At 62.8% G+C, this 13,685-nt stretch carries 14 protein-coding genes and 2 pseudogenes; 8 read left to right on the top strand and 8 right to left on the bottom strand.

Translation table 11 applies throughout. The annotated features are described in order from the left end of the window. The coding region (locus ACFWAY_RS39705; protein ID WP_378514421.1) for a transposase at positions 1 to 289 on the bottom strand (289 nt) is incomplete at its 3' end. Positions 290 to 463: 174 nt separating this feature from the next. Here ACFWAY_RS39705 and ACFWAY_RS39710 point away from each other — a divergent pair. Together ACFWAY_RS39710 and ACFWAY_RS39715 are read left to right on the top strand one after the other, a co-directional pair. Next, the gene (locus tag ACFWAY_RS39710; RefSeq protein WP_378458666.1) at positions 464 to 733 is read left to right on the top strand and encodes an Atu4866 domain-containing protein; all 270 of its coding nucleotides are present in this window, start codon (positions 464 to 466) and stop codon (positions 731 to 733) included. Next, complete coding sequence (locus tag ACFWAY_RS39715; RefSeq protein ID WP_378458665.1) at positions 730 to 1,461, top strand: SDR family oxidoreductase; 732 nt, start codon at positions 730 to 732, stop codon at positions 1,459 to 1,461. Before ACFWAY_RS39710 ends, ACFWAY_RS39715 begins: the two co-directional genes overlap by 4 nt. Before the next feature lie 596 nt (positions 1,462 to 2,057). Here ACFWAY_RS39715 and ACFWAY_RS39720 read toward each other — a convergent pair. After that, positions 2,058 to 2,459 (bottom strand): SRPBCC family protein, encoded by a 402-nt coding sequence (locus ACFWAY_RS39720; protein WP_378458662.1) that lies wholly within the window; start codon positions 2,457 to 2,459, stop codon positions 2,058 to 2,060. Positions 2,460 to 2,617: 158 nt separating this feature from the next. On the opposite strand from ACFWAY_RS39720, the gene ACFWAY_RS39725 reads away from it, so the two are divergent. Next, on the top strand, positions 2,618 to 3,475 hold the full coding sequence (locus tag ACFWAY_RS39725) for a helix-turn-helix transcriptional regulator (protein ID WP_378458661.1): 858 nt from the start codon (positions 2,618 to 2,620) through the stop codon (positions 3,473 to 3,475). 82 nt (positions 3,476 to 3,557) lie between these two features. Here the strand turns inward: ACFWAY_RS39725 and ACFWAY_RS39730 are convergent, their stop codons facing one another. Continuing rightward, complete coding sequence (locus ACFWAY_RS39730; RefSeq protein ID WP_378514422.1) at positions 3,558 to 4,124, bottom strand: flavin reductase family protein; 567 nt, start codon at positions 4,122 to 4,124, stop codon at positions 3,558 to 3,560. Positions 4,125 to 4,238: 114 nt separating this feature from the next. Between ACFWAY_RS39730 and ACFWAY_RS39735 the strand changes: the two genes are divergently transcribed. Together ACFWAY_RS39735 and ACFWAY_RS39740 are read left to right on the top strand one after the other, a co-directional pair. Next, positions 4,239 to 4,568 (top strand): helix-turn-helix domain-containing protein, encoded by a 330-nt coding sequence (locus ACFWAY_RS39735; RefSeq protein ID WP_378514423.1) that lies wholly within the window; start codon positions 4,239 to 4,241, stop codon positions 4,566 to 4,568. Further along, positions 4,505 to 5,113: an XRE family transcriptional regulator gene (locus ACFWAY_RS39740; protein WP_378514424.1), complete on the top strand. Its 609-nt coding sequence runs from the start codon at positions 4,505 to 4,507 to the stop codon at positions 5,111 to 5,113. The genes ACFWAY_RS39735 and ACFWAY_RS39740 overlap by 64 nt, the downstream gene beginning before the upstream one ends. Positions 5,114 to 5,178: 65 nt before the next feature. Here the strand turns inward: ACFWAY_RS39740 and ACFWAY_RS39745 are convergent. Further along, a pseudogene (locus ACFWAY_RS39745) lies at positions 5,179 to 5,347 on the bottom strand (acyl dehydratase); the annotation flags it as partial. Positions 5,348 to 5,747: 400 nt separating this feature from the next. Between ACFWAY_RS39745 and ACFWAY_RS39750 the strand changes: the two are divergent. The 3 genes and pseudogenes from ACFWAY_RS39750 to ACFWAY_RS39760 all read left to right on the top strand — a co-directional run bounded on the left by ACFWAY_RS39750 (position 5,748) and on the right by ACFWAY_RS39760 (position 8,322). Beyond that, a complete protein-coding gene (locus ACFWAY_RS39750) occupies positions 5,748 to 6,524 on the top strand; it encodes an SDR family oxidoreductase (RefSeq protein WP_378458658.1) in 777 nt (258 codons plus the stop codon). A gap of 303 nt (positions 6,525 to 6,827) precedes the next feature. Then, positions 6,828 to 7,910 (top strand): annotated as a pseudogene (locus tag ACFWAY_RS39755) (Na+/H+ antiporter); the annotation flags it as partial. A gap of 61 nt (positions 7,911 to 7,971) precedes the next feature. Beyond that, positions 7,972 to 8,322, top strand: coding sequence for a hypothetical protein (locus tag ACFWAY_RS39760; protein WP_378514443.1), 351 nt, complete (start codon positions 7,972 to 7,974; stop codon positions 8,320 to 8,322). Positions 8,323 to 8,634: 312 nt separating this feature from the next. Here the strand turns inward: ACFWAY_RS39760 and ACFWAY_RS39765 are convergent, their stop codons facing one another. From ACFWAY_RS39765 to ACFWAY_RS39780, 4 genes are all read right to left on the bottom strand, one after another. After that, a complete protein-coding gene (locus ACFWAY_RS39765; protein WP_378514425.1) occupies positions 8,635 to 9,390 on the bottom strand; it encodes a GntR family transcriptional regulator in 756 nt (251 codons plus the stop codon). Between the two features lie 344 nt (positions 9,391 to 9,734). Continuing rightward, the gene (locus ACFWAY_RS39770; protein WP_378514426.1) at positions 9,735 to 10,901 is read right to left on the bottom strand and encodes a CaiB/BaiF CoA transferase family protein; all 1,167 of its coding nucleotides are present in this window, start codon (positions 10,899 to 10,901) and stop codon (positions 9,735 to 9,737) included. Between the two features lies 1 nt (position 10,902). Beyond that, the gene (locus tag ACFWAY_RS39775) at positions 10,903 to 12,054 is read right to left on the bottom strand and encodes a zinc-binding dehydrogenase (RefSeq protein WP_378458655.1); all 1,152 of its coding nucleotides are present in this window, start codon (positions 12,052 to 12,054) and stop codon (positions 10,903 to 10,905) included. A 21-nt stretch (positions 12,055 to 12,075) separates the two neighbouring features. After that, positions 12,076 to 13,593 carry an aldehyde dehydrogenase gene (locus tag ACFWAY_RS39780; protein ID WP_378514427.1) on the bottom strand — a complete coding sequence of 506 codons (1,518 nt, stop codon included), beginning with the start codon at positions 13,591 to 13,593 and terminating at the stop codon, positions 12,076 to 12,078. Between the last annotated feature and the right edge of the window lie 92 nt (positions 13,594 to 13,685).

Consider the following 13,685-nt stretch of genomic DNA (forward strand, 5'->3'; position numbering starts at 1 on the left):
TCTTCTCGATCGTTTCCTGTGGGATCGAGGGCTTGCGGCCACGACCCTTACGTACCTCTCCCAACCGCGCCATCCCGTCCTCGGCGAACCGTGCCCTCCAGTTCGCCACCGATCCCGGCGATACCGACAACGCCTGCGCGATAGCCGTGTTAGCCATGCCCTCGGCCGCCATCAACAACGCCTTGGCCCGCACCACCTCCCGATGTGCACCCGACTGCGAGCGCGCCAACGACTCGAGCACAACGCGCTGCCCATCGGAAATCTCCAAAGCGGGTACCGGGTTCCTCATGTACGGATTCTATCGAATCGATCAAGAATTATTTGCGAGACACACCAGTAGTTGTCCGCGCGACGCGAGCCGATGCGGCGTGACTGGGTGCGCGGCACCTAGTCGAGTTGCGTCCTGGCTACCCTCCGCGTGTCTCGCAAGAATTAGAGCACCAAGTTGCGAGGGAGGATTGTGATGGATGAATCCGGAACCACGATCGACCGGGCAGGTGTAATCGGGATGTGGGTGACAGCTGACGGCTTCATTCGGCAGGAGTTGCGTGCCGATGGGCGCTACGACGAGGCGCGTGGCGCACGGCAGTGTGCATATACCGGACGTTACACAGTGACAGGAAACCATCTCGACTACCTCGACGACCTTGGTTTTACCGCAACAGGAGACATTTTTGGCGGGGTGCTGTACCACGAGCATCTCGTCCTATACCGAGAGGACAAACAGTCATGAGCGAGCGCAAAGTAGTCCTGATCACAGGAGCAAGTAGCGGGATTGGAGAGGCGACAACGCGGAAGTTAGCTGCCGACGGCCACCAAGTCTTTCTCGGCGCACGGCGCACAGAACGACTCGAGCACTTGGTCCAGGAGATTGGAGATGCCAGCGGCAGTGCAGCATTCCGCAAGTTGGACGTCACTGAAGTAGCCGACGTCCAGGCCTTCGTCGAGGCTGCCCGTAAGCGTTTCGGTCGCGTCGATGTTGTGGTCAACAACGCAGGAGTTATGCCCCTGTCGCCGCTGGCCGCGCTGAAGATCGACGAGTGGAACCGGATGCTCGACGTGAACGTTCGTGGCGTTCTTAATGGCATCGCCGCAGCACTACCGGTCATGCAATCACAAGGTGGCGGACATTTCGTCAACATCGCATCTGTCGGGGCATACGAGGTTGTACCGACAGCGGCGGTCTACTGCGCGACGAAGTTTGCGGTGCGCGCGATCTCCGAAGGGCTGCGCCAAGAATCGTCAGGCGATGTCCGTGTTACCGTCGTATCGCCAGGTGTAACGGAATCTGAATTAGCGGACAGCATTTCGGACGACAATGCACGCGAAGACATGAAGGCATACCGCGCCGTCGCACTTCCGGCCGCGGCGATCGCCAACGCGATCGCGTTCGCCATCGATCAGCCGGCGGATGTGGACGTCAACGAGATCATCGTTCGCCCCGCCGCGAGCGCACAGTAGTTCGGTCGGACCGAGGTGGTCGTCTCCCGTACGAGACGGCCACCTTAATCCACTCGCCAATTCCGGATGTCTTCATGCCGACGGCCACTGGCGCCCTCCAGACACGCGGCATCCTTTGACGGCCGCTGCGGCCCGGCTGGGCGGCGTAGTTGGACGTGTCGGTGGCATCGGTGCGCGCACGTCCACTTCTGATCTGCCGCCAGCACCCGCAGTACAAGGAACTAAGCACACCGCGGATGACGAACCCGAAATCGGTTGCCCCGGACATGATGGCGTATCCGCGGCCATTTTGACAGGGCCGTTCGCTATGACAGACAGAGCCGACGACGGTCGAACTCCCCGCTGTGAGTACAGCGGGGAGTTGACGCGTGTCGCCCGCGGCCGGTCCAGCCCGATCTGTCGTCTGCTGCGGCGGGCGGGCACACGCTGGGCGCCGCGCACCGTTCTGCGCGGGACCTGGCTTGCAGACTGACGGGTGTCCTCGCCTGGCACTCAGATCGGTATAGCCACCAGATCAGGACGGGGTGGCCGTGATGATCATTGCGGACAGTTCGTGAAGGACGAGGTCCTCTCGGGTCGCGGATGGCTCCGGAACGTCAGCTCACGGCGGCAGCCAACCCGCCTTCGTAGAAGCCGGTGATGAGCTGGCGAGCCTGTTCGGCAGGGATTCCGTCGGCGTCGAATTCGGCGTCCCAGGAAACAACAGTCTCCCCTGACTCGACGTCCCGGGTGACGGCGACGGTCGCCTGGTAGTTGCGTACGGGAATGGACCCACCGACCATTTTGTAACTGTACGACTGCTCGGTCTGGTTGATCAGTTCTTCGATCGCCTCCCCACCACCGCGCAGGGCCACTCGCCGGACAGAGTTCCGGCTGCCGTCGCGTGCAGTGCGTTCGGCATCGGGATGCCATCCGTCAATGGCGAAGAAGTCTCCGATCCTCCCCCACACCAGCTTCTGGTCCAGCGGCGTGCGAACTTCTGCATGAACTGTCAACATGCTCCTCGGATCCCTTCGGGTTTGCTACGGGTCGTGTGGTGCTCCGCGCCATCGACGCTGGTGTCGGTAACAGTTCCACTGTCGCCGAAGGCCCGCTCGTCTGTCGTGGGTGCATTGCACCCACCCACTACCAGGCGATCCAGAACTAACATTGAGAAATGCCTTCCAGCGAACTTGGAGATTTCCTTCGGTCACGTCGTGCTCAGGTTTCACCGAAGGACGCGGGGATTCACAGCTATGGCACTCGAAGAGTTTCAGGCCTTCGACGTGAGGAAGTCGCGATCCTTGCGGGACTGAGCTCCGACTACTACACCCGCTTAGAGCAAGGGCGAGAACGTAATCCGTCCGCTCAGGTGCTCGATGCTCTCACGCGCGCGTTGCGGCTCGATGCCGACCAGGAAATGCACCTGTACCGGTTGGCCCGCCTGGTGCCGAGCGCCCGCGGGTCCAGTGCACGAGAGTCGGTCAGTCCGACCCTTCTCCGGTTGATGGATATCTACGACTCGACTCCGGCGTTCGTCTTGAATCGGACACTCGACATTCTGGCGTGCAACCGGCTCGCCGAAGCGCTCTTCTCGCCGTTCACCGCTGCTGACAATCTGCTGCGGATGGTGTTTACCGATCCAGCGGGAGCGTCCTTCTATGCCGAGTGGCATCGCGCGGCACAGGCCACCGTCGCAACATTGCGTTTGGCCGTCGGCCACGACCCGAATAATGCTCGTCTCACCCAGTTGGTCAGTGAGCTGGCGGCGGCCAGCCCCGCGTTTCGCCAGTACTGGGAAGAGGGTCATGTGCGGGGCAAGACACTGGATGCGAAGGAACTCGTCCATCCCGATGTGGGCACATTGAGTTTGACCTTTCAAGCTTTCGATGTGCGTGACAAGCCGGGACAACAGTTGGTGATCTACCAGGCGGATCCGGGGTCCCCGAGTGATCAGGCACTGAAGTTGCTCGGTTCGCTCACCGCGACCAGGGACCGGGAGCGGCGGGACGCGGAAGCAAGTTCGACCGACTGACACTCGCGAAGCTCCCGACCACCAGTCACGCTCCCTTTCGCCCAGCGTGAAGCCAGGCCGCACACGGTTACCGAGACATTGACTAGTCGATCAGCGATGTCCACTTCGTCATCCGCTCACGGAGGTCGATCGCCTCACCGTTCTCGGAGAACGTTCCATCTCCGCGGTGATGGATCTCCCCCGTGCCTCGCTTCGAATCATCCACCCACACACGCTGGGCCTGGACAATCCAGAGTCTGTAGTCATCGACGAGGCGATCGTCGACGACGCGGCATTCGATATTCGCGAAGCACTCCGCGACGAGAGGCGCCGCAACGGATGCCGCTGCCAGCGGGGTGAGGCCGAAACGCTCCCACTTATCAACCTCCGCACCGGATACGTTCCCGATATCGACGACCTGCTCAGCGAGTTCGACGGCCGGGATTGCAATGACACACTCACGGGTGTCGCGCAGCGTGTCGAAGCTGTAGTCCCACGGTCCGAGCACGAATCCGATGAGACCGCCATGTTGCACGGGCATGTTGAAACCATTTGTCATCAGATTGTCATGCAGTCCGTCGGACGTCGAAATCATGATCACGGGACCTGGCTCAATCAACCTGTGCACCTTGAAAATTGGGTACGTCGAGAATGCATTCAGACCAGTCATGCGGTTCTTCCTTCCGATCAGGGTTGATTACCTATAGTTTTCAGGGTTCAGCTGATGGTCGCGTGGCCCTTTCGCACCCCCTTTGGACTTGACCGGTTGCCTTAGAATCAAGCCATGGCGAGCACTGAGTTGGGGGAATTTCTGCGGGCCCGACGCGCTGCCGCATCACCGGATTCTGTTCCGTTTGCGTCCGCGGGACCTCGGCGCGTTCCGGGGTTACGCCGGGACGAAGTGGCCATGCTGGCCGATGTCAGTCCTGACTACTACCGCCGGCTGGAGCAGGGCCGTGAACGCCACCCGTCCCAAGCGGTCCTCGAGGGGCTCAGTAAGGCCTGGTTCTTACTTTCGAGGAACGTCGGCACCTTTATTCGCTGGCAGGTGTGGCGTGGCGACTCGACGGTGCCGAGCTTCGCCGGGAGGTCGATCCCGCGTTACTGCGTTTGATGGAGTCCTGGGAGCGCTCCGGCGCGTTCGTACTCGATCCGGTCTTGGATATCTCGGCGATGAACTCCCTGGCGGTGGCGTTGTTCGAACCGTTCGCTGATACGACCAATCTCGTGGAGATGGTTTTCTGCGATCCCGCTGCCCGTGAGTTCTTTGTCGATTGGGAGGAGTCGGCGAAGTCAACGGTCGCCAGTCTACGAGCGACCGCCAAGTTCTCCTCGACTCCTCACCGGTTCACCGACCTCATCGCCCGGCTCGAGGCCGCGAGCCCCCGTTTCTGCGAGCTGTGGGCTCGACATGAGGTACAGCCGAAAACTCATGAAGTCAAACAGCTGCGCCATTCCACCGCCGGCGAGCTCCCGATCGAATTTCACGCATTCGGTGTCCCAAGCGCGCCCGGCCATCAGCTTCTTGTGTACCAGGTCGAGCCTGGCTCGGTCGGCGAGATTCGACTGCTCGACCTGGCGACACACCGCATCGATGCCGGTGTACGTAGCGGACAGCCCGCTGGGCAGGCCCACCCACCAACCGCGTCAATGGATTAGATCCGATAGCAGGCCGAGCAGCGCCGAACCAAGCAGCGGCTTCATCGGGGTCGTGCACATCAGACTCAGGCCGTGAGGGCGGAGAACCGCCAGTCGAGGACTGGGATGTCGGTGGCGGACACCGTCACCAGGTTTGGGACGGCGGGCGACTTGGGCGATGCCGATGGTGTGCCCGCCGTACACGAATCGGCCAGCGGCGCCGACATGTTCGTCTTGGTGGGTGGCGGCGATGTTGCGCGCCGTTGCCAGGTAGCCCGTTCACCTGCCTTTTGTTCGTAAGACCCGGGCGCGATCAGCATTGACCGTCGCCGGGTAGTCATCTTATTTACCTCACTCTCCTTCGCCCTATTCATCCGGTTGTTTTCTTCGGTGCAGCGCGCGCTTGGAAGTGAGAGACAACATAGACCCATAAGTCAAATGCTGTACAAGGCAACAGGTTCATGCACTTCATCGCGAATCGCATCGCGACCAATCGATGAAAACATACGGATGAATATACATCGTTGTGTGGTTGCCTGGGTGTGGTGCACCTAGGCAGATCGCGGCCTGTTCGCCCACCCCGATCACGCCGACGATGGAATCCGTACCCCGAGGAACACACCTCGAACACACCACCGTCAAGGAGACACACCCCATGAGCCAGGTCCTCACCGGAACCCCCCTCACCGGCCGCATCGCCGTCGTCACCGGCGCCTCCAGCGGAATCGGCGAAGCTACCGCCGAACGACTCGCCCAACTCGGCGCCAAGGTCGCCCTCCTCGCCCGCCGCACCGACCGCATCACCACCACCGCCGACCGCATCAACGCCGCCGGCGGCACCGCGATCGCCGTCACCACCGACGTCACCGACCGCACCGCCCTGCAAGCCGCCGCCGACCGCATCACCACCGAACTCGGCCCCGTCGACCTCGTCTTCGCCAACGCCGGCGTCCAGCTGATCTCCGAAATCGTCGACCTCAAGGTCGACGACTGGGACACCCAGATCGACCTCAACATCAAGGGCGTCATGAACACCATCCAGGCCTTCGTCGGCCCCCTCACCGCCGCCGCCGCCGACGGCAAGCCCGCCGACCTGATCACCACCTCCTCCATCGCCGCCACCCGCGTCCTCGAAAAGTTCCAGGTCTACTCCGGCACCAAGGCCTACATCAGCCAGCTCACCCGCCTGCTGCGCACCGAACTCGGCAGCAAAAACGTCCGCGTCGCCACCATCGAACCCGGCATGGTCGACACCGAACTACCCGACCACGTCACCGACCCCGACGCCAGCAAACTCATGGCCGACCTCATCGACCAGATCGACGTCCTCCAATCCGAAGACGTCGCCGAAACCGTCGCCTTCCTCACCGCCGTCCCCAAACACGTCAACCTCACCGAAATCACCATCCTCCCCACCGCCCAAGCCATCTAACCCACCCACACACCACCGTTCCCGCCCCCTGGTACCCGAGGGCGGGAACGGTCTCCATTAGTTCGAGCAACGGACGAGCACGACGTAGTTCTCCGACCTCCGTCGTGCAGTCTCATTTCCGGGGATGCCGGGCGTGATCAGACGCCCTCTGCCTAGCGCCGACCCGCATCCTTCCGTCAGCGGTGTCAGCACGGACCCACAACTCGCCTACCAGTCATGAGGTGACCATTGCAGTCGATTCAGCTACTCGTCGCAGTCCTCGGCACAGTCATCATCTTTACCGCATGGGGCGCCCGGATTCGGATGGTGCAACCAGCCGCCCTGCTCCTTGGTGGATGCCTGCTGGGTTTGAACCCCACAGTCGCTGCTTTCGAGCTGCCACCCGAGTGGGTACTCGTCCTTTTCCTTCCGGCGATCTTGTATTGGGAGGCTCTGACGACCTCCACGCGAACCGCCAGTAAGGATGCCCGCTCTGTAGTCTTGCTGGCGGTCGTGCTCGTGGTTGCCACGACTGTCGCGGTGGCCGCCTGCCTGCATTGGATCCTGCACACTCCGTTGTCTGTTGCGTTCGTCATCGGGGCCGTCCTCGCCCCGACCGATGCCGCCGCCATTGCCGCCCTCGCGCACCTCCTTCCGCCACGATTCATGACGTTGCTTCGAGCTGAGAGCCTCATCAACGACGGGACTGCGCTGGCTCTTCTGGCCACCGCCGTCCCGGTCGCGATCGGCGCGCACCATTTCGATCTGCTGCACATCGGCTGGAAGTTCACCGCAAGCTATCTCGGTGGAGTGGTGTTCGGTGCCGCCGTCGCGGGGGCCGCGCTGATCGCTCACCAGTTTCTCCGCGACTGGATGCTCTCGAGTGTGCTCAGTGTCTTGACGCCGTTTGTGGTGTATCTGCTTGCCGATCAGATACATACCTCGGGTGTCATTGCCGTGGTGACGGCGGGTTTCCTGCTGGCCCGGCGTGGGCCGCATGTCATTCCGCCAGCCACTCGAATGCAAACCCAGCCGTTTTGGTCACTGACGACCTATGTGCTCAACTCGGCACTGTTCGTGTTGGTGGGGACGCAAATCCCCTCTGTTGTCGCTGATCTGGCGCCTCAATCGTTGACGTTGGGGTTGGCGGCGGTGGGCTTGGCCGGTCTCGGTGTGTTCGGTTGTCGGCTGCTGTACTTCTACACGGTGCCTTCCGTGTTTCGGGCCATCGACCGCCGCGGTAGTCAGGTTTCACGCCGGATCAGTGCGCGGGAGCGTTTTCCGCTCGCATGGTCCGGTGTCCGTGGAGGGGTGTCACTGGCCGCCGCGCTCGCAGGTCCAGACACGATGGCAGATGGGCGCCCCTTCGAGTACAAGAGTCTGATCGTGTTCATCACTGCTGGTGTGATTGTCGTGACCCTGTTCGGGCAGGGCATGTCCCTGCCGCGCGTGATCACATGGGCTCGCTATGACCCTATCGACGAATCTGCCGGACAGCGGGCTGCGGTATGTGACGGATCCGGCTCAGCACGACCGCGCCCTCCTTCCCGCCGATCGGCTCGGCGCCGAGTTGCGGGAGCATCTGCGTGCCTTGACGGTCCGGCAGGAGGATCCAGTGTCGCTGCAGATACAGATACAGATACAGACGATGCAGCAGGCGATTCTCACTGTCCAGTGCAGTCGGCTTCTGACCACGTTCGAACGACACGAGATCGACGACTCCGCGTTCTTGCGGGTCCAGTCGCTGCTGGATACCACCGAGGCGACACTGAGCTCGACGGTGACGTCCTTTGTGAATAGGCCGATCGTGGAGCCGTAGCAACCATCTCTGTGACGGCTCCTGCTCGTCGAGATGTGCTGGAAGGCGAACGATGTCGAGACCAGTGGGACTTCGGACTTTGCACGAAGCCGATAACCCGGGCCAGTGGCGAGCATTCTGCCTGGGACGAACACCGGACCGCCATTGCCACGGAGAACAAGGCCTTGATCCAGATCACGGTCGAATTCGGCAACCTATCGCGCCCGGAGGTTCCTCACGCCCTGGCCAGGCAACCCTGCCGCAGTCGCGGAAACCGGATGTGTCGGCTCGCCCCGCTCGGCCGCGGCGAGCCACAGGTTCAGTTCCTCGTTCTCAGGATCCTCGCCGCCGCAATTCCATGCGGTACGAGTACCGGCGCGGATTGAAGTGAGAGGACGTGAATTCCACGAATTTCCCGTCGGCGTCGTAGTAGAGGCGCTCGATAAGCAGTATGGCTTCTCCTGCCTGGCATCCGATCAGCTCGGCTTCGTGCTCCGGGGCGTTCATGGCGGTGATCTCTTGCCGTGCGCCCATGATCGGCTTGGTGAGAAATTTTTCGGCGGCCCCGATCACGGTTCCCTCGCCGACCGACGGGACCCCGTCCGCGGCCAGTTTCGCCCCGAGGTCGGGTTCGACGTAGTGGCGTGTCAGGACAAAGGGGATCCCCTCGAAGGAGCGACGAACGGTGGCCTTGCTGACCTCGATGTACGGCAATTCCAATCGGGACGCGATGGAGGGCTCAACGACGACCGTGAATGGTTCGATCACCTCGGTGTTCGTGTCGGGCCAGACGATGATTTCGTCGAGGGAGCCGATCGAGCGGACGTAGCGGCCCCGGGTGTCCTGTTGGCGGCCGCTCACGTAGGTTCCGCTGCCTTGCACGCGGTAGATAAGCCCGTCGGAGAGCAGAATCTGCAGGGCTTCGCGCACCGTGTGGCGGCTGACGTTGTGGACCGACTGCAGCACGCTTTCGGTGGGCATCTTTCTTCCGACCGAGTAGACACCTGCCTCGATGTCGGTCCGCAACTTCTCGGCCAACACTTTGTATGCCGGGACACCACGCTCCGCGGGAGTTACCTTGTTCGTCACCACGGGGCCCTCCTTCTCCCTGCTGCAATCGGCAGGGTTCCATCCACCACACTAGCGCTCGTCCGGATGAATCTTCAACGGAGGTCACTCGTCATTGCTGATCTACTGCGACACTGGACTATTCGAGGCGACAGGCACCGTCTCGTCATTTGTAGTTCAAGAATTGATACCGATCAATCGAGTATGGAGGTGAGACCGTTTGCGATCGCACCTCCATACTCGTCCTTCCGCCGCCGGAGTTGGGCAACCGGCGGATGTCTGTCACCAGAGCACACCAGCGATACCGATGTCGGCCCTATCGCGGCGGTGCTGGTGCCCCCGCCGACCCATGTCGGTGGGGTGCGTCAGGCGGTGGTCGGTTCCACCTCCGTAAGCAGTTCGTCGTTATGCTCGCCGAGCTGCGGTGCCGAGTCGGTACGTGGCTCCTCGTAGGTGTCGGTCAGGAACGGTGTCCGGATCATCCGACGACGACCGGCATACGGATCGTCGATCTCGAGGAACATGCGACGCGCGTCGAGGTGTGGGCACTGGTAGAGCTCGTCGATGGTCTGGCTTTCTCCGGCGGGAAGCCCATGCGAGGCGAAATGCTCGACGATCTCACGGCGCGTGCGGGACCGTGTCCACCGTTCAGCTTCGGGGCGGATCACCGATGCGAAGTTCTCGGCCCGGTGAATGACCGAGTCCAGCAGCGGATGGTCGAGCAGGTCGGGCCGCTCGATTGCCACACACAGCCGCCGCCACATCTCATGGGTGGGCAGAATCAGTGCAACATAACCATCCTCGGCTTCGAGGGCCCCGAGTGGAGAATAGCGATCCACCCCGCGCACTCGATGCTCGCCCGTGAAATCCCACAGCATGAGTTCGCGTTCGAGCAAGGACGCCACCGAGTCGTACATGCTCTGATCGACGAACGCACCCGTACCGGTCTGCTGACGTCCCTGAAGGGCGGCGAGCACGCTGACGGTGGCATGAACCGCAGTGAAGACGTCTGCGAATCCGGTCACCGTCGGAAGCGGCGGGCCCCCCGGTTCTCCGGTCACCGCCATCAGCCCGCCGATCGCCTGGATTGCGGTGTCGAAGGCCGGCCGTTCGGCGAATTCACCCCGATGTGTCGACAACCGGCCGTATCCGCTGATGGCGCAGTAGATCAGGCGTGGATTGACCTCCCTGAGCGCGTCGTACCCCACGCCCATGCGGTCGACTGCCCCCGGACGGAGGTTCTCCACGACGACGTCGGCGGTCGCCGCCAATGCCCGGTACCGCGCCCGGTCGCCTTCTTCACGCAAGTCCAGGGTGACGGACTTCTTGTTGCGGTTGTAACTCAGGAACCCGCCGCTCATGGACCCGGTCTCGGTCTGCTCGAGCGGATCGTAGATTCTGCGCGGATCGCCGCCGTCGGGCCGCTCGATCTTGATGACCTCCGCGCCCAGGTCGGCCAGCATCATCGCGCAGTAGGGGGCGGCGATGTACTGGCCCATCTCGAGCACCCGAATGCCGTCGAGGGGCCTCACGTCAGATTCCTTCGGTTCCGTGCGGGACGAGCATCGGCTTGATGTCCTCCTGCGCCCGCATCCGCGTCAGCGCCTCGGTCGCCTGGTCGAGCCGGTACCGGTTCGGGACCAGTGCGCCGAAGTCGTACTTGCCGTGCGTGTTCTTCATGAATTCGAGAGCCTTGCGGTACTCGGCGATGTGTCCGGACCAGGTCCCCATGATGGTCAGCTGCTGTCGGGTGATGAAGCCGGGACGGACCGGGACTTCCTTGCCGGGGCCGTCGATCTGGCCGGTGACCATGTAGCGGCCACCTTCCTTGATCATTCCCAGACCTTCAGTGAACGCGGTGCGTGCACCGGAGAACTCGAACACCACTTCGGCGCCGTGGCCGCCGAGCAGGTCGCGCACCGCGGCGATCCGGTCTTCGGGTTCGGGATGTTCGGCGACGGAGACGAGGTCGGTGGCCCCGTACTGCTTGGCGATGGCGAGGCGGTTGTCGGGAGCTCCGATGGTGATGATTCGCCCGGCGCCGAGATGATCGGCGAGGGCGGTCGCGAACAGACCGAGCGGGCCGGCGCCCTGGATAACGACGGTTTCCCAAGGGTTCATCTTGCCGATGCGCTCGAACGAGTGCACGACTGTTCGCAATGCGCAGCTGGCCGCCGATGCCCAGGAGGTTTCCACCTCGTCCGGCACCCGCACTCGTCCCGAGTTGGGGAAGACGTAGGCGTACTCGGCGAAGCCGCCGACTAGATAGGGGGGACGCTCACAGTTGGTGAACATGTAGTACTGACGGTTGGTGCACAGGGTGGGCTGGTTGTCGAACCGGCAGTGGTCACACTGGTTGCACGAAGCGTGGGTGAAGCAGATGCGATCGCCGATCTCGAGCGGTGTACCGAAGGTGTCCCGCTCGGCCCCGTCGCCGAATGCGATCACCTTGCCGACCATTTCGTGTCCGGGGATGACGGGCAGATCCAGCGCTTGGCTGCCGCCGAGGGAGCCATCCCACAGGTGCAGGTCTGATCCGCACACCGTCGCGGCTTCGACCCGGACCAGGAGTGCGCCCGGTTCGAGGGTCTGAGGCACAGGAATTTCGCGGATCTCGAGCGGCTCGCTGTGCTTGGTCAGCACCGCCGCCCGGCTGGTCTTGGGGATGTCGAAGGTGGTAGTCATCAGTTTGTGCTCCTTGTGCGCTCAGCCGAGTTTGAAGGGGTCGCGGCTTTCGCCGGTGAGTTCGACCCAGATGGATTTGGTCTGCAGGTATGCGTCGAGGCCTTCGATGCCGTTTTCGCGGCCGATGCCGCTCTGCCCGAAGCCGCCGTAGGGGACGTTGTTGGCGAGCACACGGTAGGAGTTGATCCAGATCGTGCCGGCGTTGAGGCGGTGCGCCACTCGGTGTGCGCGTTGGACGTCTTTGGTCCACACCGCCGCGGCGAGTCCGTAGGTCGTGTCGTTGCCGATCTGGACCGCCTCTTCTTCCGAGGTGAAGGTGATGACCGACAGCACCGGTCCGAAGATTTCTTCCCGTGCCACGCGCATCGAATTGTCGACGCCGCTGAGGATGGTGGGCTGGAAGAAGTATCCGTCGGCGAGATCGGTGTCCTGTGGACGCTCTCCGCCGCACACCACCGTGGCGCCTTCGCTGACACCCAGGTCGACGTAAAAGCGAACCTTCTCGAGTTGCTCGGCGAAAGCGATGGGGCCCATCTCGGTTTCGATGTCGAGCGGATCACCCATCTTGATCTGGGGTGCGCGTTGAGCGAGCCGTTCGACGACGGCGTCGCGGATCGATTCGTGGACCAACAACCGACTTCCTGCGATGCAGGTCTGACCGGTGGCCGCGAAGATCCCTGCCATCACCCCGTTGACGGCCGCATCGATGTCGGCGTCCGGGAAGATGATGTTCGGGGACTTGCCGCCGAGCTCGAGGGTGACTTCCGCGATGTGGTCCGCGGCGCTCTTCATGACCGCGATTCCGGTGGCAGTCGATCCGGTGAAGGTGACTTTGTCCACCCCGGGTTCGGCGGTCAGCGCGGCTCCTGTGTCCCCGGCGCCGGTGACGACGTTGAACACTCCCGGCGGGAAACCGGCTTCATCAATGAGTTTGGCGAACTCGAGGGTCGAGGACGGCGTCTGCTCCGCCGGCTTGGCGACAAATGTGCAACCGGCGGCCAATGCGGGCGCGAGCTTGCTTGCCAAAAGGAACAGTGGGCTGTTCCAGGGCAGGATTGCGGCGACCACGCCGATCGGCTCGCGGCGTGTGTAGGTGAAGAAGTTCGTCTGGGGCGCCGAGATGGTGTCACCGAAAATCTTGTCGGCAGCGCCGGCGAAGAATTCGTAGGTCGCCGGTAGCCCGGCCATCTGACCGCGGGTCTCGCGGATGACCTTGCCGTTGTCGGTGGTCTCGATGCGCGCGAGCTCGTCTGCGTGGGGTTCGATCAGCGCGGCCAGCCTGCGGATCAGGACGCCTCGCTGCGCCGCGGACATCGATCCCCACGGCCCGGACAGGGCTCGGCGTGCGGCGTCGACCGCCTTCTTCACGTCGGCCGGTCCAGCGAGTGGCGCGGTGGCCCAGGCCTGCCCGTTGTACGGGTTGATGGTCTCGAAAACCTCTCCGGAGATCGCATCGACCCAATTGCCGTCGATGTACATCTTTCGGTGTTGGAGTTCGCTGTTTCGCCTGTCGGCGATGGCGACGACGTTCTCGGTCATTGTGCTCTTTCTCGTTTCACGGCCGGACCGAGTGCCCGGCACTGTCACATGGGGGGGCGGTGGCGGCTTCGATGTACCGCGCACGTTAAGCA

The organism is Rhodococcus sp. NPDC059968 (genome assembly GCF_042738615.1).
Lineage (GTDB): Bacteria > Actinomycetota > Actinomycetes > Mycobacteriales > Mycobacteriaceae > Rhodococcus_F.